Origin of the sequence: Enterobacter mori, from assembly GCF_025244905.1 — a bacterium.
Taxonomy (GTDB): Bacteria; Pseudomonadota; Gammaproteobacteria; order Enterobacterales; family Enterobacteriaceae; genus Enterobacter; species Enterobacter mori_A.
In genome coordinates this window covers 4,167,958-4,191,471 of the sequence record NZ_CP104285.1, presented here as the reverse complement: position 1 = coordinate 4,191,471, position 23,514 = coordinate 4,167,958, and the positions used below count along the sequence as shown (strand labels likewise).

The window sequence follows — 23,514 nt, the reverse complement described above, 5'->3', positions numbered from 1 at the left end:
TTTTTTTATCCTAACGTCGACGGCAACCAGCAGCTGGCGATTAAGCCGCCCTCAGCGCCGTTCTCCAGCATTAAATTGCCATGGTGGAGCTGAACGATACGCTGAACAATACTCAGCCCCAGGCCGCTGCCACCGTAGCGCTGGTCGAGCCGACGGAAAGGTTCGGTAATGGACTGTCGATGTGCCTCATTGATTCCGGGGCCTTGATCCACCACGCTGACCTGAGTTCCGCCGTCAATTTCTACTAATTTCACTTCGATAGTCGTTCCCGTTGGGCTATAGCGGGCGGCATTCTCCAGCAAATTTCTGAGCATCAGGCGCAGCAGTACGGCGTCTCCCTGCACCGTAAGACTGCTTTTAGCGGGCCATATCACCGTATGGTCTTTGGCTTCGTGCTCAAGACCCAGCGGCGCAATAATATTCTCTGTCCAGTTGACGGTATCGTAGTGACCGCTTGCCATCGCCTGTCCGGCTCGCGCCAGCATGAGCAGTTGCTCAACGGTGTGCATTAACTGATCGATACGACTAATCAACGTAGTGGCTTGTGGTGAGCCAGACTGGGCCATTAATTCCAGATGCAACCGAATCCCGGCAAGCGGTGTGCGTAGTTCGTGCGCGGCATCAGCGGTGAATAGACGTTCCTGCTGTAGGGTGTGATCAAGACGGGCCAGTAGTTGGTTAAGCGATGTTGTTACTGCGCCAATTTCTTCCATATCGGAATACATAGGCAACGGCGTCAGATTGTCGGCTGATCGGTTGGCCAGGCTGGCTCGTAATTTGTTAAGCGGCTGGGTTATCCAGGTGACCGCCCAGAAGGAGAAGAGCAGGGTAAAACCGACCATCACCAGAGAAGGGACCAGCAGCGACGCAATCGCTTCACGGATCTCTTTCTCGACGTGCTTGTTACGTGCTTTCGCCGAGAGTGTTTCATTCACCAGAAAGCCAATCTGTTCACGGCTTTCATGCCATAACCAGATGACACTAATTAACTGGAAAAACAGCAAGATAATCGCCAGCAAAACCATTAATCGCCGACGCATACTGTTCATTTCTGGCTCTCCAGGCGGTATCCGACGCCACGTACCGTTTTGATCCGTTCTTTGCCGAGCTTGCGGCGCAGATTGTGAATATGAACCTCAAGGGTATTTGAACCCGGATCGTCCTGCCAGGAGTAGATATCCTGCTGCAGCGTCTCGCGATGTACCGTTTGACCGCTCCGCATGATGAGGCGCGTCAGGAGGGCAAATTCTTTTGGGGTCACTTCGACAGGCTGGGACTTACGCAACACCTGCTGCGTCTGGAGATTCAGCGTAATATCACCGTCAGTCAGCATGTTATCGCTGTGTCCCTGATAGCGGCGGATGAGTGCCCGCACGCGCGCCTGAAGTTCTGCGAGGGCAAAAGGTTTAACCAGATAATCATCCGCACCGGAGTCCAGACCGTGAATGCGATCTTCAATGGCATCGCGCGCCGTGAGGATCAGCACTGGATTTTCAACGCCACGGCGACGCCACTGGCTGAGCAGTGTCGCGCCGTCTTTATCCGGTAAACCTAAATCGAGGATCACCAGGCTATATTCACCGCTCTGGATCAGCGCATCGGCTTCTGCCGCCGTGGCGGCGCAGTCGAGCGCATATCCTTCATTCGCGAGCGCGAGCGCCAACCCTTCCTGCAATAACAGATCGTCTTCAACTATGAGTAGTTTCATCGCTAGTTATTCTGGTAGATGTCCTTGTATAGCCTGCTTTCGAAGCGCACCAGCGGAATACGGCGATTACGCTGGTCGGTCGGTTCGACGGCATAGCCGGAAAGATACTGCACGAATGCCATGCGTTGTCCGCTGGCTGTGGTGATAAAGCCTGCAAGGTTATAAACCCCCTGCAGTGAACCTGTTTTCGCTGACACTTTTCCATCAACACCCGCGGCATGAAGCCCTGCCCGATACTGAAGCGAACCGTCATGTCCAGCAAGTGGCAGCATTGAAATAAAGTTTAGCTCAGTGTCATGTTGGGCAATGTACTGAAGCACTTGCATCATGGTGGCTGGGGAGATCAGATTGTGACGCGATAACCCGGAGCCATCGACGGCGATGGTATTACCAAGATCGATCCCCGCCTGCTGGCGCAGGATCTGACGAACGGCGTCTGACCCCGCACGCCAGGTACCGGGTACGCCGAAACGGGCGTGACCAATCATGCGGAAGACCGTGTCAGCAATCATGTTATCTGACTTTTTCAGCATAATCCTAAGCAGGTCATGTAGCGGCGCAGACTGTTTGCTGGCGATAACGGAACCCGGTTGATTAACCTGTGTCTGACGCATCAGTGAGCCAGAATAGGTGATGCCAGCCTGCTTCAGTTCGTCTTTCAGTATCGCACCCGCATAGCCTGCTCCGTCCTGAATGGCGAAGGCCAGCGGCAACGGATCGGCACGCTGCGTCAGGCAGCCGGTGAGAGTGAAACGGTTAAGATCGCCCGGCACAACGTCCAGTTCGCAATACTGCGCATCTGGCGATCCTTTTGCTAATGTGCGTACCTGGCTGAACATCGTGACCGGGTAGTAGGACGCCACGCGGATAAAGGCTAAATCATCCGGCTTAGGGGCGCTGTAGAGCGACACGGAGAAGCAGTTACGGTCAACGATGGCCGCGGCAGGCGGGGCGCTAAAGCACTGTGTCATGTCATTCCACGGCCAGCCTGGCGCTTTATCGTGGCTGGCGAAAATGGATGTATCGATCAGCACGTTGCCATCGATTTTTGTCACGCCGGACTTTTTCAGCACCGCCACCATATTGCGGATATCCTGGCGCTTGAAGGTCGGGTCACCCCCAAAGCGGGCAATCAGATCGCCTTTCAGTTCGCCACCTTCGACGTTACCTTTGGTCTCAAGCGTGGTAGTAAACCGGAAGTCAGGACCAAGCTGAAGCAGGGCGGCGAGCGCAGTGATCACCTTCTGGGTACTTGCAGGCAGCGCCATCTGTTGGCTGTGAAAGTCAATGTCAGGTGCCTGGGCGCCAACCTTCTGCACCATTAGCGCAAGATTAGCGCCTGCGGGCAGCTGATTAATGTACTCATCAACGTTCGCGGCCTGAGCGGCGAACGCCATACTGGTAGTCAATCCGATGATAAAACTGGAAAATCGCATAATCTCGCGCTAACAACCCGAAAACAAACCGTCATACTACGGTGCATAGCACTGCAAAGTAAACGATGACCCATAGTGAACTTCGCGGTAAAATGCGTATCAAATTGAAAAATTGCTGCTGACCTGGGGCGTTGCTCCCGGGTCGGTTTTCTTTTTGCTTCTTGCCCGCTTAGGGGGGCAGGAGCAGGGAACACTGCTCCCAACAGGAATGTTTAAGAGGTATAACAAATGCAAGCTATTCCGATGACCTTACGTGGTGCCGAAAAACTGCGCGAAGAGCTGGATTTCCTGAAATCCGTTCGTCGCCCTGAAATCATCGCCGCTATCGCGGATGCGCGCGAGCATGGCGACCTGAAAGAGAACGCTGAATACCATGCGGCGCGTGAGCAGCAGGGCTTCTGTGAAGGGCGTATTAAAGACATTGAAGCGAAGCTGTCTAATGCGCAGGTGATCGACATCACTAAAATGCCAAACAATGGCCGCGTGATCTTTGGTTCTACCGTGAGCGTCCTGAACCTGGACAACGATGAAGAGCAAACGTACCGCATCGTGGGTGACGATGAGGCTGACTTTAAGCAGAACCTGATTTCAGTGAACTCACCAATTGCGCGTGGTCTGATTGGCAAAGAGCAAGACGATGTGGTCGTGATCCGTACGCCCGGTGGTGAAGTGGAATACGAAATTACTAAGGTTGAGTACCTGTAATTCGCTTCTCCACTGAGATGTTGATACATTGTAAAGAAAAGAAAAAGGCCGCATAGCGGCCTTTTATCAACTCAAGGAGCGTGGCATTTTGCTCACCTGCTGACAGAAATCCCTCGTTTTACACAGAAAATGTGTTCAATTAGGGATATCCTTAACGTGGCAGCGAGATTTTGCGCTCTTTAGATGGGCGGTAGAGCACCAGCGTTTTACCGATGACCTGTACATTACAGGCGCCGGTTTCGCGCACGATGGCTTCCACGATCAGGTTTTTAGTGTCTCTGTCTTCAGAGGCGATTTTCACCTTGATCAGCTCGTGGTGTTCCAGCGCTTGTTCAATCTCGGCAAGCACCCCTTCGGTCAAACCATTGTTGCCAAGCATAACTACAGGCTTGAGCGGATGTGCCAGACCTTTAAGGTGCTGTTTTTGTTTAGTACTCAGATTCATCGTATATTTTTGCTTACGTTGGGATTGAAAACGGTTCATTCTACCGCCATCTCCCTAATATCGCCAAATAGCAGCGTAGAAATTTACGTCAAAGGTAAGCAACGATGAACCCGGACGGAAAAGTTAAATGACAGGTAAAAAGCGTTCTGCCAGTTCCAGCCGCTGGCTTCAGGAACACTTTAGCGATAAATATGTTCTGCAGGCGCAGAAAAAGGGGTTACGTTCCCGCGCCTGGTTTAAACTTGATGAAATACAGCAAAGTGACAAACTTTTTAAACCGGGGATGACGGTTGTTGACCTCGGTGCTGCCCCTGGCGGATGGTCCCAGTATGCGGTAACGCAGATCGGCGGAGCGGGTCGAATCATCGCATGCGATCTTTTACCAATGGATCCCATTGTCGGTGTCGACTTCCTTCAGGGCGATTTTCGTGATGAATTAGTGCTGAAAGCGTTACTTGAACGTGTGGGTGACAGTAAGGTCCAGGTTGTCATGTCTGATATGGCACCAAATATGTGCGGAACACCGGCGGTGGATATCCCCCGCGGCATGTATCTGGTGGAGCTAGCGTTAGAAATGTGTCGTGATGTACTAGCGCCTGGTGGTAGTTTTGTTGTGAAGGTGTTTCAGGGCGAAGGTTTCGAGGAGTACCTTAAGGAAATTCGCTCCCTGTTTGCGAAGGTTAAAGTTCGTAAGCCGGACTCTTCCCGGGCGCGTTCCCGTGAAGTGTATATTGTAGCGACCGGGCGAAAATGATAACCGGTAGATTTCAGGCGAAAGTTTGAATGAAACTGGATATAGAGTATCCTGACGCTGTTTTTAACACAGTTGTAATGTGAGGTTAATCCCTTGAGTGACATGGCGAAAAACCTAATTCTCTGGCTGGTCATTGCCGTCGTGCTGATGTCAGTATTCCAGAGCTTTGGGCCCAGCGAGTCGAATGGCCGCAAGGTGGATTATTCTACCTTCCTGCAGGAGGTCAATCAGGACCAGGTTCGCGAAGCGCGTATCAACGGACGTGAGATAAACGTTACCAAGAAAGATAGTAACCGTTACACGACCTACATCCCGGTGAACGATCCTAAGCTGCTCGATAACCTTCTGACTAAAAACGTCAAAGTGGTCGGCGAGCCGCCAGAAGAACCAAGCCTGCTGGCTTCTATCTTCATTTCCTGGTTCCCGATGCTGCTTCTTATCGGCGTCTGGATCTTCTTTATGCGTCAGATGCAGGGCGGCGGTGGCAAAGGTGCCATGTCGTTCGGTAAGAGCAAGGCGCGTATGCTGACGGAAGATCAGATCAAGACCACGTTTGCTGACGTTGCAGGTTGTGACGAAGCAAAAGAAGAAGTGGGCGAACTGGTTGAATACCTGCGTGAGCCGAGCCGTTTCCAGAAACTGGGCGGTAAGATCCCGAAAGGCGTTCTGATGGTTGGTCCTCCGGGTACCGGTAAAACCCTGCTGGCGAAAGCTATCGCGGGTGAAGCGAAGGTGCCGTTCTTTACTATTTCAGGTTCTGACTTCGTAGAAATGTTCGTGGGTGTGGGTGCATCTCGTGTGCGTGACATGTTCGAACAGGCCAAGAAGGCAGCACCGTGCATCATCTTCATCGATGAAATCGACGCCGTAGGCCGCCAGCGTGGCGCAGGTCTGGGCGGTGGTCATGATGAACGTGAGCAGACGCTGAACCAGATGCTGGTTGAAATGGACGGCTTCGAAGGTAACGAAGGTATTATCGTTATTGCGGCGACTAACCGTCCGGACGTACTTGACCCGGCGCTGCTGCGTCCAGGCCGTTTCGACCGTCAGGTCGTGGTAGGTCTGCCGGACGTTCGCGGTCGTGAACAGATTCTGAAAGTCCACATGCGTCGCGTACCGCTGGCGCCAGATATCGACGCGGCAATTATTGCGCGCGGTACTCCGGGCTTCTCCGGTGCGGATCTGGCTAACCTGGTCAACGAAGCTGCCCTGTTTGCCGCTCGCGGTAACAAGCGCGTGGTGTCCATGGTGGAGTTCGAGAAAGCGAAAGACAAAATCATGATGGGTGCGGAACGTCGCTCCATGGTGATGACGGAAGCGCAGAAAGAGTCCACGGCATACCACGAAGCAGGTCACGCGATTATCGGTCGCCTGGTGCCGGAACACGATCCGGTGCATAAAGTGACGATTATCCCACGTGGTCGTGCGCTGGGTGTGACCTTCTTCCTGCCTGAAGGCGATGCGATCAGCGCCAGCCGTCAGAAGCTGGAAAGCCAGATTTCAACCCTATACGGCGGTCGTCTGGCAGAAGAGATTATCTACGGTGTGGAACATGTTTCTACCGGTGCGTCCAACGACATCAAAGTCGCGACAAACCTGGCGCGTAACATGGTGACGCAGTGGGGCTTCTCCGACAAACTCGGTCCGCTGCTGTATGCAGAGGAAGAGGGTGAAGTGTTCCTGGGCCGTTCTGTGGCTAAAGCGAAACATATGTCCGATGAGACGGCACGTATCATCGACCAGGAAGTGAAAGCGCTGATCGAACGTAACTACGCTCGCGCACGTCAGATCCTGAACGACAATATGGATATCCTGCATTCGATGAAAGATGCGCTCATGAAATATGAGACCATCGATGCACCGCAGATTGACGACCTGATGGCACGCCGTGAAGTGCGTCCGCCAGCTGGCTGGGAAGATCCAGGTGCTTCCAACAATTCTGACAACAATGGCACCCCGCGTGCGCCGCGTCCGGTTGATGAACCGCGTACGCCAAACCCGGGCAACACCATGTCAGAACAGTTGGGCGACAAGTAAGTCTCTTCTGTTGAAATGTTTGTCTGTACCTCAAACCCTGGAGCTTGCTCCGGGGTTTTTCTTATCTGTTAAACCTTATAAATACCAGGGATTTTAGCCATGAAACTCTTCGCCCAGGACTCGCATCTCGATCTCTCGCATCCGCACGTGATGGGGATCCTGAATGTTACCCCTGACTCTTTCTCTGACGGCGGCACGCATAACACGCTTATCGAGGCGGTTAAGCACGCAAATTTAATGATCAATGCGGGTGCCACTATCATTGATGTCGGTGGGGAATCGACGCGCCCCGGCGCAGCGGACGTTTCTGTGGAAGAAGAGCTGGCGCGCGTAGTGCCCGTGGTTGAGGCCATTGCTCAGCGATTTGAGGTGTGGATCTCCGTTGATACGTCCAAGCCTGAGGTGATTCGTGAAGTGGCGAGAGTGGGTGCTCACATTATCAATGACATCCGCTCACTGACTGAGCCTGGCGCGATTGAGGCGGCTGCGGAAACTGGCCTGCCGGTCTGCCTGATGCACATGCAGGGTCAACCGAAAACTATGCAGGAAGCACCGAAGTATGACGATGTTTATGCCGACGTGAATCGCTTCTTTATTGAGCATATCGAACGCTGTGAACGTGCCGGTATCCCAAAAGAGAAATTGCTGCTCGACCCGGGGTTCGGTTTCGGTAAAAATCTCTCTCACAATTATGCGCTGCTTGCGCGCTTATCAGAATTTCATCACTTCGATCTGCCGTTGCTGGTGGGGATGTCTAGAAAGTCGATGATTGGGCAGTTGCTGAATGTGGGCCCGAGCGAACGCCTGAGTGGTAGCCTGGCCTGCGCGGTGATCGCGGCGATGCAAGGCGCGCACATTATTCGTGTCCATGACGTCAAAGAAACAGTAGAAGCCATGCGTGTGGTGGAAGCCACACTGGCAGCGAAGGAAAACAAACGCTATGAGTAATCGTAAATATTTTGGTACCGATGGTATCCGTGGGCGCGTAGGCGATGCCCCAATCACCCCTGATTTTGTCCTGAAGCTGGGCTGGGCTGCAGGCAAGGTACTGGCGCGTCATGGTTCCCGTAAGATCATCATCGGTAAGGACACCCGTATTTCAGGCTATATGCTGGAATCGGCGCTGGAGGCCGGTCTGGCAGCGGCGGGACTTTCTGCTTCCTTCACTGGCCCAATGCCCACCCCTGCCGTGGCGTATCTGACGCGCACCTTCCGGGCGGAGGCGGGGATTGTTATCTCGGCTTCTCATAATCCTTTCTACGACAACGGCATCAAATTCTTCTCCATCGACGGCACCAAACTGCCGGATGACGTGGAAGAGGCAATCGAAGCGGAAATGGAAAAAGAGATCACCTGCGTCGATTCCGCTGAGCTGGGGAAAGCGAACCGGATTGTCGATGCAGCGGGTCGTTATATCGAATTCTGCAAAGGCACCTTCCCGAACGAGCTGAGCCTGGCCCATCTTAAGATTGTGGTGGACTGTGCAAACGGCGCGACCTACCACATTGCACCTAATGTTTTCCGTGAGCTGGGTGCGAAAGTGATCACCATCGGCTGCGAGCCAGATGGTCTGAACATCAATGAAGAAGTGGGCGCGACGGACGTTCGTGCTCTGCAGGCACGCGTGCTGGCGGAGAAAGCCGATCTGGGTATTGCGCTGGACGGCGATGGTGACCGCGTGATCATGGTCGACCACGAAGGTAACAAGGTTGACGGCGATCAGATCCTCTACATCATTGCACGTGAAGGCCTGCGTCAGGGCCAGCTGCGCGGTGGTGCGGTGGGTACGCTGATGAGTAATATGGGCCTTGAACTGGCGCTGAAACAACTCGGTATTCCTTTTGTCCGCGCGAAAGTGGGTGACCGCTATGTGCTGGAAAAACTGCAGGAGAAGGGCTGGCGCATCGGTGCGGAAAACTCCGGTCACGTGATCCTGCTCGATAAAACCACCACCGGTGACGGCATCGTGGCGGGTCTGCAGGTGGTGGCTGCTATGGCGCGCAACCATATGAGCCTGCACGATCTTTGCAGCGGTATGAAGATGTTCCCGCAAATCCTCGTTAACGTGCGTTTCACAGCGGGTAAAGGCGATCCACTTGAAAATGACAACGTGAAAGCGGTGATGGCTGACGTTGAAGCGGCCTTGGGTAATCGTGGCCGTGTGCTGCTGCGTAAGTCCGGTACCGAACCGCTGATCCGCGTGATGGTGGAAGGCGAAGACGAAGCGCAGGTAACCGAATTTGCACACCGTATTGCGGACGCTGTAAAAGCAGCATAAAACTGACGGTAAGCGTTCTGAAAGGCGGCTTTTGCCGCCTTTTTTCTTTTAGTATGTCCTCAATTATTACCATAAATTATCCAGATAACATTCCTCTTGATTCACAGTCATGAATATATTTATGTATAACTAATCTCTTGGGTGAATATTATATATTTAATGATTTGTTTTGCTTTTTAAAATTATTGAAACGTATTTTTCTTCGCCATTTTAGTGTGTTATAAAAATTATAAGACTAGCTAAACTTAACCTGGATTGGAGTTAAATGCGGATGGGTAATAAATTATATGAAGGAAGTATTGCACCGAAAGAACGTATAAATATTAAGTATGTCCCAGCAACAGGTGATGAACAAGCTGAAGTCGAACTGCCTCTTAATATTCTCGTTGTCGGCGATTTCAACGGTGGGAACGAAGATTCTTCCATTGAAGAAAGAGAGGCAATCTCAATTAATAAGCACAATTTTGACTCGGTCATGGAGACGGCAGGTTTACATCTGGATTTTTCAGTGGTAAACAGATTGCAGGATGGTGCTGAGGAAGCACTACCGATTAGCTTAAACTTCAATGCGTTAAAAGAATTCTCTCCAGACAACATCGCCCGTCAAGTACCTGAACTGAAAAAACTACTCGAGTTGAGGGAGGCTTTGGTCGCATTAAAAGGTCCGTTGGGTAATATTCCTTCTTTCCGAGCAAGTTTGCAGAAGTTATTAACAGATGGCGAAATGCGTGCACAACTTCTCAAAGAACTTGATATCGCTCTTGAAGAAGATAATTCCACAAAAGAGTAATTTCCTCAGAGAATTAATAAGGTGCGCGTATGACAGTTCAAAGTGTTATTCATGATAGTGAATTAAAAAACGAATCGTCCTCTTTACTTGATCACATAATGTCTCAGGCAAGACTTCAACCTGAGGATGATGGGTATGATATTGCTAAGCAGGGGATATCGGCATTTATAGCGAATTTACTGGAATCAGGGCAGGAAGATGTTGCAGTAAATAAACTGCTTGTCGACCGAATGATCGCCGAACTCGATAAAAAAATGAGCGCCCAGATGGATGAGATTCTGCATTCTGATGAGTTCCAGAATATGGAATCCTCCTGGCGGTCGTTAAAACTGCTGGTAGACAGAACTGATTTCAGAGAAAACATCAAAATCACGATCCTGCATGCCACAAAAGAAGAGCTATTAGACGATTTTGAATATTCACCTGAGATAGTGCAATCCGGATTCTATAAACATATCTATGCGAGCGGTTATGGTCAGTTTGGCGGAGAGCCAGTGGGGGCTGTCATTGGCAATTACGCCTTTACACCCTCAGCCCCGGATATAAAGCTTCTGCAGTATGTCAGTTCCGTCGGCGCTATGGCCCATGCGCCATTCATCTCCTCGGTCTCTCCAGCCTTCTTTGGCCTCAAAAGCTTTACCGAGCTCCCCGCCATTAAGGAATTAAAGGCTGTTTTCGAAGGTCCGGCATACGTCAAGTGGCGTGCATTGAGAGAGTCAGAAGATTCACGCTATTTAGGACTCACGGCACCGCGTTTCTTGTTACGTCTTCCTTACGACAGTCAGGATAATCCGGTTAAATCTTTTGATTATCATGAGACCATACAGGGCGAACATGATAATTATCTGTGGGGAAACACGGCCTATCTCATGGCCTGTAACCTGACGGATAGCTTCGCCCGCTATCGCTGGTGCCCGAATATCATTGGGCCTCAAAGCGGTGGCGCGGTGCATGACTTGCCAGTACATAAGTTTGAATCCCTTGGGCAACTTCAGGCCAAAATCCCAACCGAGGTCCTGGTAACCGACCGTCGCGAGTTTGAACTCGCAGAAGAGGGATTTATCACGCTGACAATGCGTAAAGGCAGCGATAATGCAGCTTTCTTCTCGGCAAACTCAGTACAGAAATGCAAAGTATTCCCCAATACGCGGGAAGGAAAAATTGCTGAAACCAATTACCGCCTTGGCACTCAGCTACCTTACATGTTCATCATTAACCGCCTGGCTCACTATGTAAAAGTCCTGCAGCGAGAACAGCTTGGCGCATGGAAAGAGCGACAGGATCTGGAACGAGAACTAAACCGGTGGATTAGGCAGTACGTTGCTGACCAGGAAAATCCGCCAGCAGAAGTGCGTAGCCGCCGTCCTTTACGTGCCGCTCAAATCACTGTTTCTGATGTAGAAGGCGATCCAGGTTGGTATCAGGTATCAATGGCAGTGCGGCCACATTTTAAATACATGGGCGCGAGTTTCGAACTCTCTCTCGTTGGCCGTCTGGATAAGGAATAAGGGATGTCAGCGCTTACTGCATGGCGAAGAAGTCGTTCTGCCAGTCTTTTTGAGCGCATTGACGAGAGCAAAACCATCAGGTCTTCGGATGACACTGATGACCTGGTGGCCTCTCTGAAACGCAATCTTCAGGCGATTCTCAACACCCGCTCCGGTAACGCGCAGAGTTGTCCCGAATTAGGCATTATTGATTTCAACGATGCAACTGGGAGTTCTGTTGAGGTTTATTCGGCGATATGTAGGGCAATTAAACGGTGCATAGAGGATTACGAACCGAGAATAAGCAGGGCAGAAATCATCGCGCAACCTAACGAAGCGGATCCGTTAACTCTTTACTTCCTTGTCAAAGCATACGTATCGTTCGAGGACCGAGAGAGCATTCTCAATTTCAATTTGCGTATTGATGGAAATCACAAATACAAACTTGAGTGAATATAAAAAATATTTATGAAACTAGAAGAGTTTTTTAGGGATGAATTATCTTGGCTGCGAAAGCAGGGGGCTGATTTCTCAAGGTCCTGGCCCCAGCTAACGCGTTTCCTTGCAGAAAAGAGTGCAGACCCTGACGTTGAAAGACTTCTGGAAGGTTTCGCATTCTTATCAGGAACATTGCGCGCAAAAATTGAGGATGATTTTCCGGAGCTCACCCATGGTTTGCTAAATATTTTGTGGCCTAATTATTTGCGGCCCGTTCCATCATTTACCATCATTGAGTGCCAGCCAAAAGTGGGATCTATCACAGAGGCTTGTCTTGTTAAAAAAGGGGTTAAGCTGGGCTCAAAAGAAATAAAGGGAACTGGATGCACGTTCTCTACCTGCAGGGATATCTGGATTTTACCCGTTGAACTCACCAATCTGGTAACGATAAATACTAATGAGAATGGCTGCCTTTCGCTTACACTTAAGCCGTTTAGCGCGATGCCTCTCGATAAGATCAGGCTGGATAATCTCAGATTGTTTCTCGGTAGCGACTACTATGTTGCTACTCAACTGTATCTTTACATGCTAAACCATCTTAAAAAAGTCACCGTTAAGCTGAATGGCGCAGAATTTACGCTATCTGATGTCAAAGCTAGCCCTGTGGGTTTTTCTGACAACCATGCTTTACTGCCATATCCTAAAAACGTCTACTCCGGATACCGTATTTTGCAGGAGTTTTTCTGTTTTCCTGAAGGATTCCTGTTTGTAGATATTCATGGATTTGACCAGCTTCCGCAGAACATCGCGGTAAGCGATATTGAACTGAGTTTCCATTATGACAAACCTTTTCCCTCAGACTGTCGCATTACATCTTCATCAATTAAGTTGAATTGTTCTCCCGCTGCGAATTTATTCGAACATCATTCGGAACCCATTCAACTTGACGGGAAGCGAATAAACTACCCGCTCAGGGCAAGCCATATGCTCCCCGAACATTATGAAGTGTTTTCCGTCGAGAAAGTTGAAGGATGGAAAAGTGAACATGCAGGAAAGGATGGCGAACGTATCAAGAGCGAACTCAGAACGTATCATGTCTTTGAAAGCTTCAGACATGAGGTTGAGTTTGAAAAAAAGAGAACAATGAATTATTTCAAAGTCAGCATTCACAACTCACTGAAACTGAAGGGCTACGAGCATAATATTTCATTTTTGCGCAGTGATGAAAGCCTCCTGGGGAGGAGTGATGAAATCGTTGCAGTCACGATGCTCTGCACAAACAGGAACTTACCCGCAGAACTTGGACGCGGCGAAATCTGCCTCCCTCTTGGAGACTCACCACCCTGGCTAGCTTACAGCAACATCTTGTCACCTTCGCAAACATTGCGTCCTCTGATTGATGAAAAACTACATTGGACACTTATCTCAAGCATGGCGCTAAACTACCATTCTTTGTTAGATAAGGATGCGTTGTTACAAATTATTCGAAATTATGATTTCCCTGCAATGAATGACGGGCACGCGGCAAAGATTTCGCAGAAGAGATTTGAAGGGGTGGAAAAAATTGAAACGAAACCTGTCGACAGATTGATTCGGGGTATGCCGGTGCGGGGTATCCATTCAACATTATTTGCAAAAAAAAGTGCTTTCATAAGCGAGGGTGAGTTTTACTTATTTGGATGTATTCTGGCTCAGTTTTTATCACTTTTTTCAAATATTAACTCATTTCATGAATTGTCATTAATAGATACTGAAAATAATTCCGCCTATTGCTGGCCATTACAACAAGGTAATCATTCATTGATATAATGAATAATAATTTAAAGGATTATAATTTTTACCAGCTTGTCGAGTTGCTCTATCGTAGTGAAGGGCAGGATATTGAACAGCTTGATAATCAATTACCCGAAAATGAGCGGATTCGGTACTCTGCCAGCGCTTCATTAGGGTTTCCTTCAGGTGATATCGTATCCGTGAGTAAGCAAGAATATGGTTATGATCTGGAGGTATCATTCCTCGGACTGCATGGTGCTCAGTCGCCGCTGCCAGGATATTACCTGGAAAACCTTGCATGGCAGTATATGCATCAAGAAAATGGGCCGGGTCAATTTTTGAATTTCTTTAACCATCGTTTTTTGATGCTGTTACATCGTGCATGGAGGAAATATCGCTATCATGTTCGGTATCGTCCAGGTGGTGAAGACAGATTTTCTCAATGTATGTTTTCCCTGATAGGGCTGGGAAGTGAAGCATTACGTGATTCGATGGCGATAAATCACAGCAAAATGTTAGCCTATGCAGGCCTCCTTGCTGCCCCTGGTCGCTCTCCTCAGGTAGTGGAGGGGCTGATTTCACACTGCTTTGATTTGGATGACGTTAAAATATTATGCTGGCAATATCGCCGCGTAGCCATTGCAGAACATCAGCAAAATCGACTTGGTCAAGCCAATATGTCGACGGGGAACGATTTTGTCGTTGGAGAATACGCTCCAGATATAAGCAGTAAATATATATTAAGGATTAATGAGTTAAGCTATTCCACATTTTTACGTTTTCTCCCGAACGGTGATCTTTTTGCGCCGCTGACAAAAGTGATGTCTTTTATAATGAGAGAACAGTTTGCGTGGGATTTAGAGTTGAACTTAGCGCACAACCAGTCTGAAAAAACATGTCTCGGTCGTGGAAAGGGGTGTCTACTCGGGTGGACAACTTTTCTCGCTCCTTTACCAAAAAATTTAAAAGTCTCACTCTGTGTTCAGGAATAATTTATATGAATGATTCAATGGAACTGATTCTAACCATTGTGGATTTGAGTTGTATCGGCAGAAAAATAGAACGTTCCCATCGTTTTAATAAAGAGGGCGGAACGATAGGAAGCATGGATGCCGGCGAAACCCGGCACTGGCAGGTGCAGGATAACCGTCAGGAGATCCAGAGTACGCACGCCAGAATTATCTGGCGAGATGGTCATTTCTGTCTGGAAGATGTCAGTGGAACAACATTTATCAACGAAGCGGAGCATAGTATAGGCGCGCAGAATGTGGTTGCGTTGTCTGCTGGTGACCAGATCAAAATGGGGAGCATTACATTCACGACCCAAATAATTGTCGGCAGTGAAAAAGTGGATGATGCTGATTACCAGCATCCCCAGACCCTTATTACCATGTCGAGCCGGAGTGATGTAAACCAAATAATTGACGAGCCTTCAGCGACGGGGGCGTTTTCCGGTCGCCCGAAATCTGTGGGTTACAGTCATCGCCCTTATGACCCAGGTACCTTGGGTATGGGGGGGGCGCTTTCATCTTCAGAATTTATACCTTCAGAAAATAATAACCTGGACACCGCGACCGATTTTTCACGCGCAGAGCCTATGCTCGATGAAGAATTTATTGATATCCCCACACTCGCGTCGCCTTTATATGATGAGAATCACGAATCACAGCCCTTTGAGAGTGTAGCAATCACACCATTGATGCGCGGAATGGGACATTTTTTAAATCTTGCTGATAGCCAGCAGGCCAATGGTTTTTTAGAAGAGGCTGGACGTACGCTGGAGGCTGCGATTAAAGGGATTCTGCTACTGGAGCAGGATCGCATTCGTGTTAATAAGCAGCTTCAGCCCGTAGAAGATAACCCGCTACGGTTAGGCTTAGATTATGTCGCTACGGTTGATGCTCTCTTTGGGGACCAAAAAAGCCAGGTTCATTTGTCGCCATCTGCTGCGATAACGGAATGCCTCTCTTTTTTGAGAATGCATGCGTACGCCTCTCGTCAGGCAGTAAGCGAAGCCCTCACGTGTGTGGTGGACACATTCTCACCTGACATCCTGATGGCGCGTTTTCAGCGTTACCGCCGCGATCATCTGGTTGATATAAACAATCCCGCATGGATTTGGGAAATGTATAACCACTATTTTGAAGAGCTAAAATCGACAAGGCAGCAGGGAGTTGACCGTCTATTTCATGAGGTTTTCGAACAAGTCTACGATAAAGCTCTGCGTGATTTACGCGATGAGGATAAGGCATGAAACGGCTGTTAATTTTGATGGCAGGTCCGTTGCTCCTTCTGTTTTCTGTCATGCTCTCAGGATGTAAAAATCCGCTATGGCCTGTGGATGAGACACCCGATGTCGCAACGCTTCCGTCACAGGCTGGCCTCACATTGCTGGCCGACAGTGACATCAATCCTAATGAGAGCCAGGCTGCTTCGCCTGCCTCTTTTCAGGTTATCTGGATGTCAGATGATTCTAAACTTTTAGCCACAGATATCGACCAGCTTACGACAAAAAAAATAGAAGATGTCCTCGGCAAAAACTACCTGAATCATCAGGATTTCACTCTTATACCGGGGCAATATAAATATCTTCCCCCCGTGGAACTGGATAAAGAAACACGATTTATTGGGGTAGCTGTTTACTTCAGCCAGCCCAATGCAACGCAGTGGAAGAAAGTGATAAAAGTTTCGCCCGTTGGCCATCGTTACCAGATTTTAATTCATTTGCATAAAAACAGCGTAGATATCCTCAAGGAGAGCGAAGACTGATGTTAACCCGCAATCGGATTGTCTGGGGAGAGGGGTTATTTATTAAACCTCAACATTTTCAGCAGCAGCAGAGGCATAACGATTATCTGCTTTATACTTCGCTTTCAGCTTTAACTGAGCATTTTTATGGTGTCTCAGAGCTTAAAATTAACGAAGATCACCTAAGCTTTGGCCGCATTACGCTCGTAACCGCTTCTGGCATCATGCCCGATGGGACCCACTTTAGCCTACCTTATGAAGATGTGCTTCCTCTTCCGTTACAGGTCTCAGAGGCTAATCTGGTTGGGCAAATTGTTTTTCTGGCGGTACCTCTGGCGGGCGATCATATCCTTGAGATAAATACGTCTCTGGAGCATAACGGAAGCCGGACGCGATATCAGGCTTGCCTTGAGTCTGTCCGCGATCTTTATTCACAGAGTGCAGAAATAGCCGCAATTAATGTCGCGAAAGTTAATCTGCGGCTGATGCTGGAAAGTGATGACCGAAGCACCTTTGCATCGATCCCTGTCGCGCGAATTGCAGATAAGAAACCTGACGGAAGCTTGCTGCTTGATCCGCATTTTATTCCAACCTGCTTAACCATAAATACCGTCACGCATTTGAAAAGCTTCTTGTCTGAAGTCACTGGTCTGGTAGGGGAGCGAGCAAAAAATCTGGCGGACAGAATTGGCTCGCCAGGTCAACAGGGCGTCGCTGACGTCGCTGAATTTATGTTGCTGCAGCTTTTAAATCGCATGCACCCCGTCCTTGAGCATTTAAACAGCCGGGCCGTTGTGCACCCCGAACATCTTTTCACTCTGCTATCAGGGTTTTGCGGTGAATTAATGACATTTACCGATCTTAGCCGGTTACCCAAAAGCATCCCGCGCTATTTCCATGATGATTTGCAGCGCAGCTTCCATCCATTAATGCTGGCACTACGACAGGCATTGAGCACCGTTCTTTCTCCTCGAGCACAATCTTTGCAGTTACTTGAACAGCGATTTGGCGTATTTGTGGCTGCGGTTACGCAAGAAGAGTTGCTCCGGGATGCAGATTTTGTCCTTGCAGTGAAAGCAAACATGCCTCTCGATATTTTGAGTAAGCAGTTTGTTCAACAAAGTAAAATTGCAACGCCTGAAGCTATTATGAAACTGGTCAGCACGCATACGCACGGTATCCCTCTGCGTCCGCTTGCAACCTCGCCTCGTCAGTTGCCATACCATAATGGCTACATCTATTTCTCTTTAGATCGCCAAAGTCCTTACTGGCCCAGAGGGGGTACCAATAGCGGGTTTGCTTTTCACATCGGTGGGAAGTTCCCGGAGCTGGATATGCAATTCTGGGCTATCAGGAGATAAATTTAAATGAATGCCACACACACTACATTTTCTCAGGATAACGGTTTAAAGAGCATACCGGCATCGGGAGGAGGGGAAGACGTTTCTGGAATGATTAACCATCCTAATCCGTTAATTAGAGAGTCGTCTCATTTGCTGGGTTTTACTGTTCGGGTTAAATCATTGCTCGAACCCCCTGATGATAAAAAACTTATTGATCTGATTGAGCAGGATATTCGCCATATATTGCTGCGCCTGGAGGCGGAACGCTATGAGCCGGGAATCTTAATATCCTGGAGTTATTTTTTCTGTACGTTTATTGACGAAATGGTTATGGCCCGCCCGTGGGGAATTGAGTACTGGGCTCAGCATACCTTGCTGGTTCGTTTTCACAGTGAAACCTGGGGTGGGGAAAAGTGTTATCAACTTATCAACCGGTTATTGCTCGAACCCTCACGCTACCGTGATTTACTTGAGTTTATTCATCTTTGCTTGTGCCTGGGTTTTCAGGGGCGTTACCGGATGACGGTGCAATACCAGGAAGAGCGAGAGCGCATTCTGCGACTGATCCACCAGAAGTTGCAAAGCATAAGTGCGCAGCAACCAGCGGAGCGGACCGCTCTTCTCAGCGATACGGTTATTCACGTTGGCTCGTCGGAACGAGAGAAAAAATATCGACTGCGTGGGCTGCTCTCGGTAAAGAAAATTGCCTGGATAATGGCATTTATCGCGTTAGCGGGATTTTTACTGTTCAACTGGCAGTTACATATTCAGACGGAAAATATCATAGACAGGCTAGATGTTTTACTGCAGTAGGCCAATAGCCGATTTTACATAAATATATCAAAGAGATAAAAATGATCAGGATTGAAATAGCCGCTCTTGTAGAACGGTTGCATCCTCTCGTTCGCCGTGCGCTTGAGCATGCAGCGGCGGTGAGTGTTAATCAACATGCAACTGAAATTAGCGTAATTCATTTATTAAATGAATTAATTGACACGCCGCTTTGTGATATTCGATTCATTTTCCATGAATATGGAATAGAGGCCGAGCGTGCAAAATCATTACTGCAGGTTAACCCTCTCGATCGTACTGATTATCCGCAGTCGTACCCTTCATTTTCGCCCTTGCTTGTCGAGTGGTTACAGGATAGCTGGTTACTGGCGTCAACGGAATTGAATCAACATGAACTGCGTAGCGGAGCCCTGTTTTTGGTCTTACTGACGCACCGTCATCGGTACCTTCCGGTTGATTTTTGTCGCTTGATCGAAGGAATCCACCGCGAGCAATTGACTGCAAAAATTAACAACATCACCAGGGACTCGGCAGAAAATTGCACCACGGACGTACCTCTATCCCGAACGACACCAGCTAACGTCGGTGGAGAGGGCTCGCTACTTTCTCGGTTCACTGCGGATATCACCGAGGCTGCGCGTGAGAACAGGCTTGACCCCGTTTTATGCCGGGATGAAGAGATAGACCTGATGATCGATATTCTTTGTCGTCGTCGCAAAAATAATCCCATCGTTGTTGGCGAAGCTGGCGTGGGGAAAAGTGCGCTTATTGAAGGGCTAGCGAGTCGTATCGTGGCGAACCAGGTACCAGATCAGCTCAAAGGAACGGTGCTGCTTTCGTTGGATCTGGGGGCGATGCAAGCGGGAGCCTCAGTGAAAGGAGAGTTTGAGAAGCGATTCAAAGGGATCATGCAGGAAATCTTTGATGCGCCAGCGCCAGTCATTTTGTTTATCGATGAAGCGCATACCTTGATAGGTGCGGGCAATACGCAGGGAGGGCTGGACGTTTCAAACTTACTCAAGCCTGCCCTGGCCAGAGGAGAGTTAAAAACGATCGCCGCGACGACCTGGCGGGAATACAAAAAATACATTGAAAAGGATGCAGCGCTAACCCGACGTTTCCAGTTGGTAAAAGTCAACGAACCCGACCTCATTCAGGCAACAACCATTCTCCGGGGACTGGTGGCTCGATACGAGCTGGCGCATAACGTTCTTGTTGATGACGAAGCGCTGGTGGCAGCGGTTCAATTAAGCGCCCGTTATCTTTCAGGCCGTCAGCTTCCTGATAAAGCTATCGATGTACTGGATACCGCCTGCGCACGCTGCGCAATTAACCTCTCTGCGCCTCCCAGGAGATACACCCAGCTTGAAACCCAGCTGAAAGAGACGGAACAAGAGATCCATCACATAGAACGTGAGCAGCGCATTGGACTAAACGAATACGCGGAACGGCTGGGTGAGCTGTTTTTATTGCGTCAACGTCTTCAGTCCGAGCTGGAAATACTCGAAAAACAGTGGCAAAGCCAGAAGGCACTGGTATCTGAAATAATAACCTTGCGCCAGTCTCTCCTTAACGAGGATGCATCTCCCGAAATAGCATTGCAATTAGCAGAACGTGAAGCGCAGCTGGTTGTGTTACAAAAAACACAGAAGTGTCTTTCAGCACATGTCGACAAAGATCAGATCTCGTCAGTCATCGCTGAATGGACGGGCGTACCTCTCCAGCAGATCACGCAAAATGAGCTGAAGGTTATCACTGAACTGCCTGATTTTCTCTCTAAAACCATTAAAGGACAGGACCTTGCCATAGCGTATCTCCACCGACATTTATTGACCGCGCGTGCAGATTTAAGACGAACCGGACGCCCTCTGGGCGCATTCTTGCTAGTAGGGCCGAGCGGTGTCGGCAAAACAGAAACAGTATTACAACTCGCCGAACTCCTTTTTGGGGGGAATGCCTGGTTAACGACGATCAATATGTCAGAATTCCAGGAGAAACATACCGTTTCAAGATTGATCGGCTCTCCCCCTGGCTACGTTGGGTATGGCGAGGGCGGGATCCTGACCGAGGCCATTCGCAAAAAGCCCTATTCCGTCGTATTGCTGGATGAAGTCGAAAAAGCGCATCCTGACGTGCTGAACTTGTTCTATCAAGCTTTTGATAAAGGCGAGATGGCGGATGGTGAAGGGCAAATTATTGATTGTAAGAATATCGCCTTTTTCCTGACATCCAACCTGGGTTACCAGACAATTGTAGAGATGAGCGTTAGTCCAGAGCAGATACCTGATGCGCTCTATCCGGAACTGGCTGCATTCTTTAAGCCGGCCTTACTTGCGCGTATGGAAATCGTGCCTTTCCTCCCGTTAAGCAGTGAAATATTAATGTCCATTATTCGCAGCAAGCTTGCTGAATTGTCGAATAAGTTATCCACGCGATTTAACGCGGAAGTCATTATTGACGAGGCGGTATATCAGGAGATTATTAACCGGGCAACCCGCAAAGAGAATGGCGCGCGCATGCTTGAGTCCGTCATAGACGGAGCATTATTGCCGCCTGTTTCCATGGTGATCTTACAAAAGCTCTCCAACGGCGAGGCTATCAGCCGTGTTCACTTTGGTATTGAGTCTGGCAATTTCACGGTTGAGGTCGAGAGCTAATGCCTGAGCCAGTGCTGTCCGCGATCCTGGAGCTGCTTGCCTGTCAGCAGGTGGACGATCTTATGGCATGTTTTGCCGCCAGGGTTGCCATGCTGGCCCCATATGGGAGCCAAATTATCGGCGTGATCCCTTTCCCGGGCTCTGAGATGGCATGCCGGGTTACCGGTGAAAGGACTGATACTCTGCATCTCAGTGTTGATGACTTCAGGCATCCTCTGGCGCAGGTTATTCGAAGCGCTAAGCCCGCATTGTGGCTATCGCTTAATTATGGTGCAAGGATTGAGCACCCCAATTTTCGTGAGCTGGTATTACGCCAGAACGGGGAATGCGGACTGTATGCGATTCCCCTGTTGGAGGGGCAGGGAAGAGTATGGGGAATTTGGGCGATACTGGCACCCGCTACAACCCTCGAAGCATTACTCACTATAGAAAGCCAGTTCTCATCTTTATTGCAAGTATTCCTGATCCGTTCAAGGGAACTGAATAAGACTGGCACCCGGATTGAGCCTGCACCATGTCAGCAAGCTGCGGAACCTCTGCCATGGCGCATTTCGAGTGAACGCGTCCAACATCTTGTTGAGGCATTATCTCCCGGAAAGCCGGTGCTGATTGTCGGGGAAAAAGGAACGGGCAAAACCTGGCTCGCCCATTATTTGCACCGTTATTCCAAAGGTCAGGCTCCGCTCGTCAATCTTGATTGCGCATTACTTTCAGAGGAATGGCAGGGCATAAAGATTTTTGGTGAGAAAAATGTTTCCGGCAGCGCCTTAGTAAAAGCTCACCGGGGATTTTTACTGCTCGAAAACATTGACAGGCTGTCGCCACGCTGGCACGGATATTTCCAGCATTTTCTTGATACCCATGAGGTGCTGAGTACCGATGGACGAGACGCCGGGAATGTTCATCTGCAGCTTATCCTCACCAGCCAGGATCGCGAAGAATGGAAAAGAAAGCACGCCGGGTTCTATCACCGAATTGCCGGGAGTGAAATTTACCTCCCGCCATTGCGGGAGCAACGACAGGGTATTAAATCGATTGTTGAGCGAATTCTAACCGAAAATCATCGAGACCTTCCTGTTAACTTTTATTTGGCTGAGGAGGTTGTTGAGTCTCTGGTTAAATATTCATATCCGGGAAATATAAGGGAAATGGAAAATATACTCCGTGACTATATTTTTCAGGTGAAAAACCATGGTATGGCTGTCGGATACAGGGAACTCATGGAGAAAACAATCGGTCGTCCTGCGCGTTTTTTTTCTCCCTTATCAGAAAGCCATGATTCCGGTCCGCTCAAAAAAATTCTGGCGCGTTACGAAACGATAGTTTTACGTCAGCGTCTGGAAAAATACAATTTCGATAAAGAAAGAACGGCAGCCAGCCTGTCAATTTCAAGACGTTCACTGGATATGAAGTGCAAAAAATCAGGGATAGTGCGATGAAATCAGAAGTATTCATGAAAATGATATTTTTTCTCCTGTTTATTAATACTCCTTGTACAGCAGTCGCTGAAAAAACGACGGCGGAATCATTATTTACGGATGAAGTAAAAACGGCTCTGCTGGCCTGCCGTCAGCAATCGTCTCCATTACCCCGTCTTCAGTGCTATGACGAGGCGTGGCACCCTGAAATTAAAACTCATCAGGCGGTCAAGCCTGACCGTTACTGGTTGCAAATCATGGAGCAGGAAAAACAACGTCAGACAGGCGATCCCGTAATGATACTCAAAACACGCAATACAGGGAACTCGGCCGGGGTAGTGATGTTGACGGTGCCCGGTAACGGTAACTATCCGGCGCGGGCAATATTTGCCATCAGCTGCATAGAAAATATTACCCGTATGCAAATCGCGTTTACGGCTCCGCAGGGGAAAGGTGACCAGATACTGGAAATGCACGCTGATAGTAACGTGCTCACCAGCCGCTGGTTCTGGCGAGGAAGCGGATACCGGCTGGAAGCAAGTCGAGGACTACAGGGTATTGCGGAAATACAGCAGCTGTTTGGCGCTAAAGAGTTGGTCATTTCATCTGATCAACCTGCACTGAATGACCTGCGTTTTCGTATCGATGGTCTGAAACAGGCACTGGAGCCTTTGCGTCAGGCATGCCACTGGTGAGGTTGAGAAA

The 23,514-nt window shown here is 49.2% G+C and carries 21 protein-coding genes; 17 read left to right on the top strand and 4 right to left on the bottom strand.

From position 1 onward, the window contains the following. Window positions 1-5: 5 nt before the first annotated feature. From pmrB to dacB, 3 genes are read right to left on the bottom strand one after another with little or no spacing between them, the layout of a single operon-like run. Window positions 6-1,049 carry a two-component system sensor histidine kinase PmrB gene (gene pmrB, locus N2K86_RS19770; RefSeq protein ID WP_260659713.1) on the bottom strand — a complete coding sequence of 348 codons (1,044 nt, stop codon included), beginning with the start codon at window positions 1,047-1,049 and terminating at the stop codon, window positions 6-8. Then, on the bottom strand, window positions 1,046-1,708 hold the full coding sequence (gene pmrA / locus N2K86_RS19765; protein ID WP_042714459.1) for a two-component system response regulator PmrA: 663 nt from the start codon (window positions 1,706-1,708) through the stop codon (window positions 1,046-1,048). The genes pmrB and pmrA overlap by 4 nt, the downstream gene beginning before the upstream one ends. Before the next feature lie 2 nt (window positions 1,709-1,710). Further along, complete coding sequence (gene dacB / locus N2K86_RS19760; RefSeq protein ID WP_260659712.1) at window positions 1,711-3,144, bottom strand: serine-type D-Ala-D-Ala carboxypeptidase; 1,434 nt, start codon at window positions 3,142-3,144, stop codon at window positions 1,711-1,713. Window positions 3,145-3,372: 228 nt separating this feature from the next. Between dacB and greA the strand changes: the two genes are divergently transcribed. Then, on the top strand, window positions 3,373-3,849 hold the full coding sequence (gene greA, locus N2K86_RS19755) for a transcription elongation factor GreA (RefSeq protein WP_126545320.1): 477 nt from the start codon (window positions 3,373-3,375) through the stop codon (window positions 3,847-3,849). 151 nt (window positions 3,850-4,000) lie between these two features. On the opposite strand, the gene yhbY is transcribed toward greA, so the two are convergent. Then, window positions 4,001-4,294: a ribosome assembly RNA-binding protein YhbY gene (yhbY, locus tag N2K86_RS19750; RefSeq protein WP_003861814.1), complete on the bottom strand. Its 294-nt coding sequence runs from the start codon at window positions 4,292-4,294 to the stop codon at window positions 4,001-4,003. A gap of 127 nt (window positions 4,295-4,421) precedes the next feature. On the opposite strand from yhbY, the gene rlmE reads away from it, so the two are divergent. The 16 genes from rlmE to vasI all read left to right on the top strand — a co-directional run bounded on the left by rlmE (window position 4,422) and on the right by vasI (window position 23,504). Continuing rightward, complete coding sequence (rlmE, locus tag N2K86_RS19745) at window positions 4,422-5,048, top strand: 23S rRNA (uridine(2552)-2'-O)-methyltransferase RlmE (protein ID WP_010436004.1); 627 nt, start codon at window positions 4,422-4,424, stop codon at window positions 5,046-5,048. Between the two features lie 102 nt (window positions 5,049-5,150). Continuing rightward, complete coding sequence (gene ftsH / locus N2K86_RS19740; RefSeq protein WP_006178765.1) at window positions 5,151-7,085, top strand: ATP-dependent zinc metalloprotease FtsH; 1,935 nt, start codon at window positions 5,151-5,153, stop codon at window positions 7,083-7,085. 99 nt (window positions 7,086-7,184) lie between these two features. Continuing rightward, complete coding sequence (folP, locus tag N2K86_RS19735; RefSeq protein WP_260659711.1) at window positions 7,185-8,033, top strand: dihydropteroate synthase; 849 nt, start codon at window positions 7,185-7,187, stop codon at window positions 8,031-8,033. Beyond that, window positions 8,026-9,363, top strand: a complete 1,338-nt coding sequence (gene glmM / locus N2K86_RS19730; RefSeq protein WP_010436000.1) for a phosphoglucosamine mutase — start codon at window positions 8,026-8,028, stop codon at window positions 9,361-9,363. The genes folP and glmM overlap by 8 nt, the downstream gene beginning before the upstream one ends. A 271-nt stretch (window positions 9,364-9,634) precedes the next feature. Further along, window positions 9,635-10,153 carry a type VI secretion system contractile sheath small subunit gene (gene tssB, locus N2K86_RS19725; protein ID WP_260659710.1) on the top strand — a complete coding sequence of 173 codons (519 nt, stop codon included), beginning with the start codon at window positions 9,635-9,637 and terminating at the stop codon, window positions 10,151-10,153. Window positions 10,154-10,182: 29 nt separating this feature from the next. Next, complete coding sequence (gene tssC / locus N2K86_RS19720; protein WP_260659709.1) at window positions 10,183-11,661, top strand: type VI secretion system contractile sheath large subunit; 1,479 nt, start codon at window positions 10,183-10,185, stop codon at window positions 11,659-11,661. Window positions 11,662-11,664: 3 nt separating this feature from the next. Then, a complete protein-coding gene (gene tssE, locus N2K86_RS19715) occupies window positions 11,665-12,093 on the top strand; it encodes a type VI secretion system baseplate subunit TssE (protein WP_260659708.1) in 429 nt (142 codons plus the stop codon). 15 nt (window positions 12,094-12,108) lie between these two features. After that, entirely contained in the window at window positions 12,109-13,887 is a 1,779-nt protein-coding gene (tssF, locus tag N2K86_RS19710; RefSeq protein ID WP_260659707.1) for a type VI secretion system baseplate subunit TssF, read from the top strand. Continuing rightward, a complete protein-coding gene (gene tssG, locus N2K86_RS19705; RefSeq protein WP_260659706.1) occupies window positions 13,887-14,843 on the top strand; it encodes a type VI secretion system baseplate subunit TssG in 957 nt (318 codons plus the stop codon). The genes tssF and tssG overlap by 1 nt, the downstream gene beginning before the upstream one ends. Before the next feature lie 5 nt (window positions 14,844-14,848). Then, entirely contained in the window at window positions 14,849-16,105 is a 1,257-nt protein-coding gene (tagH, locus tag N2K86_RS19700) for a type VI secretion system-associated FHA domain protein TagH (protein ID WP_260659705.1), read from the top strand. After that, window positions 16,102-16,620, top strand: coding sequence for a type VI secretion system lipoprotein TssJ (tssJ, locus tag N2K86_RS19695; RefSeq protein ID WP_260659704.1), 519 nt, complete (start codon window positions 16,102-16,104; stop codon window positions 16,618-16,620). Before tagH ends, tssJ begins: the two co-directional genes overlap by 4 nt. Beyond that, window positions 16,620-17,960 (top strand): type VI secretion system baseplate subunit TssK, encoded by a 1,341-nt coding sequence (gene tssK / locus N2K86_RS19690; RefSeq protein ID WP_260659703.1) that lies wholly within the window; start codon window positions 16,620-16,622, stop codon window positions 17,958-17,960. The genes tssJ and tssK overlap by 1 nt, the downstream gene beginning before the upstream one ends. Window positions 17,961-17,966: 6 nt before the next feature. Beyond that, a complete protein-coding gene (gene icmH, locus N2K86_RS19685; RefSeq protein ID WP_260659702.1) occupies window positions 17,967-18,755 on the top strand; it encodes a type IVB secretion system protein IcmH/DotU in 789 nt (262 codons plus the stop codon). A 41-nt stretch (window positions 18,756-18,796) separates the two neighbouring features. Continuing rightward, window positions 18,797-21,391: a type VI secretion system ATPase TssH gene (gene tssH, locus N2K86_RS19680; RefSeq protein WP_260659701.1), complete on the top strand. Its 2,595-nt coding sequence runs from the start codon at window positions 18,797-18,799 to the stop codon at window positions 21,389-21,391. Further along, a complete protein-coding gene (locus N2K86_RS19675) occupies window positions 21,391-22,830 on the top strand; it encodes a sigma 54-interacting transcriptional regulator (RefSeq protein WP_260659700.1) in 1,440 nt (479 codons plus the stop codon). The genes tssH and N2K86_RS19675 overlap by 1 nt, the downstream gene beginning before the upstream one ends. Next, on the top strand, window positions 22,827-23,504 hold the full coding sequence (vasI, locus tag N2K86_RS19670; protein WP_260659699.1) for a type VI secretion system-associated protein VasI: 678 nt from the start codon (window positions 22,827-22,829) through the stop codon (window positions 23,502-23,504). Before N2K86_RS19675 ends, vasI begins: the two co-directional genes overlap by 4 nt. Window positions 23,505-23,514: the final 10 nt, after the last annotated feature.

Coding starts and splice junctions, on each gene's coding strand:
- pmrB (WP_260659713.1), bottom strand. CDS start 1,049: ATGAACAGTATGCGTCGGCGATTAATGGTTTTGCTGGCGATTATCTTG.
- pmrA (WP_042714459.1), bottom strand. CDS start 1,708: ATGAAACTACTCATAGTTGAAGACGATCTGTTATTGCAGGAAGGGTTG.
- dacB (WP_260659712.1), bottom strand. CDS start 3,144: ATGCGATTTTCCAGTTTTATCATCGGATTGACTACCAGTATGGCGTTC.
- greA (WP_126545320.1), top strand. CDS start 3,373: ATGCAAGCTATTCCGATGACCTTACGTGGTGCCGAAAAACTGCGCGAA.
- yhbY (WP_003861814.1), bottom strand. CDS start 4,294: ATGAATCTGAGTACTAAACAAAAACAGCACCTTAAAGGTCTGGCACAT.
- rlmE (WP_010436004.1), top strand. CDS start 4,422: ATGACAGGTAAAAAGCGTTCTGCCAGTTCCAGCCGCTGGCTTCAGGAA.
- ftsH (WP_006178765.1), top strand. CDS start 5,151: ATGGCGAAAAACCTAATTCTCTGGCTGGTCATTGCCGTCGTGCTGATG.
- folP (WP_260659711.1), top strand. CDS start 7,185: ATGAAACTCTTCGCCCAGGACTCGCATCTCGATCTCTCGCATCCGCAC.
- glmM (WP_010436000.1), top strand. CDS start 8,026: ATGAGTAATCGTAAATATTTTGGTACCGATGGTATCCGTGGGCGCGTA.
- tssB (WP_260659710.1), top strand. CDS start 9,635: ATGGGTAATAAATTATATGAAGGAAGTATTGCACCGAAAGAACGTATA.
- tssC (WP_260659709.1), top strand. CDS start 10,183: ATGACAGTTCAAAGTGTTATTCATGATAGTGAATTAAAAAACGAATCG.
- tssE (WP_260659708.1), top strand. CDS start 11,665: ATGTCAGCGCTTACTGCATGGCGAAGAAGTCGTTCTGCCAGTCTTTTT.
- tssF (WP_260659707.1), top strand. CDS start 12,109: ATGAAACTAGAAGAGTTTTTTAGGGATGAATTATCTTGGCTGCGAAAG.
- tssG (WP_260659706.1), top strand. CDS start 13,887: ATGAATAATAATTTAAAGGATTATAATTTTTACCAGCTTGTCGAGTTG.
- tagH (WP_260659705.1), top strand. CDS start 14,849: ATGAATGATTCAATGGAACTGATTCTAACCATTGTGGATTTGAGTTGT.
- tssJ (WP_260659704.1), top strand. CDS start 16,102: ATGAAACGGCTGTTAATTTTGATGGCAGGTCCGTTGCTCCTTCTGTTT.
- tssK (WP_260659703.1), top strand. CDS start 16,620: ATGTTAACCCGCAATCGGATTGTCTGGGGAGAGGGGTTATTTATTAAA.
- icmH (WP_260659702.1), top strand. CDS start 17,967: ATGAATGCCACACACACTACATTTTCTCAGGATAACGGTTTAAAGAGC.
- tssH (WP_260659701.1), top strand. CDS start 18,797: ATGATCAGGATTGAAATAGCCGCTCTTGTAGAACGGTTGCATCCTCTC.
- N2K86_RS19675 (WP_260659700.1), top strand. CDS start 21,391: ATGCCTGAGCCAGTGCTGTCCGCGATCCTGGAGCTGCTTGCCTGTCAG.
- vasI (WP_260659699.1), top strand. CDS start 22,827: ATGAAATCAGAAGTATTCATGAAAATGATATTTTTTCTCCTGTTTATT.